The organism is Paenibacillus tepidiphilus (assembly GCF_008635795.1).
In the GTDB taxonomy this organism is placed as follows: domain Bacteria; phylum Bacillota; class Bacilli; order Paenibacillales; family Paenibacillaceae; genus Paenibacillus_AQ; species Paenibacillus_AQ tepidiphilus.
The window spans coordinates 1-767 of the sequence record NZ_VWRQ01000067.1 but is presented as its reverse complement, the minus strand read 5'-3'; the positions used below and the strand labels follow the sequence as shown (position 1 = coordinate 767).

General features: G+C 62.7%; 1 protein-coding gene. It reads right to left on the bottom strand.

Annotation, left to right across the window (positions count from 1 at the left end):
* On the bottom strand, positions 1 to 767 hold a 767-nt coding region (locus F1379_RS29495; RefSeq protein WP_162551323.1), incomplete at both ends, for a condensation domain-containing protein.

The following is a 767-nucleotide window of genomic DNA, read 5'->3' as shown; positions in this document are numbered from 1 at the left end:
GTATCGGTATGCGTCCGTCCCGACACCGGCGTCCCGACCACAATGTCGGTCTGCCCCGTGTATTTGTGCAGCCACACGTTATAGGCCGCCAGCAGTACCATGTACAGCGTCGCTCCGGTCTCTGCGGCGAGCTGCTTCAGCCCTTCCGCCACGTCCGCGCAGATCTGCGCATGAACCTGTCCGCCTTCGCTGCCTGGCACCGCCGGACGCATCCGGTCAGCCGGCAACTCCAGCACCGGCGCTTCCTCCCCATAGACCGACAGCCAGTACGCCTCATGCAGCTCCATCCGTTCTACTCCGAGCGTCCCCTGCTGCCAGACCGCATAGTCCTTGTACTGAATCCGCAGCGGCGTCAATTCCTCACCGGCATACGCCGCCATGAAGTCCGATACCAGAAGGTTCAGCGACACGCCGTCCGAGACGATATGATGTATGTCCCACAGCAGCCAGTACCGCTCTTCCGCCAATCGCAGCAGCCCGGCACGCAGCAGCGGCGCCTGGTCCAGTGCGAACGATTGCACGAAGTCCCGGGCAAGTTCCCGGGCTTGCCCTTCATCCACCTCCCTGTATATCCATTCCAGCGCCACTTCTTCGTGCACCTGCTGTCTCGGTTCACCGCCAATCCACGTGAACGACGTACGCAGCGATTCGTGGCGGGCGATGACCGAGCGGATCGCTTGCTTCAGCCGATTCCCGTCTACCTGACCTGTGAGCTCCATGACCCCCGGCATGTTGTAGCGCGTGCTCTCCGGCTCCACCTCATGCAG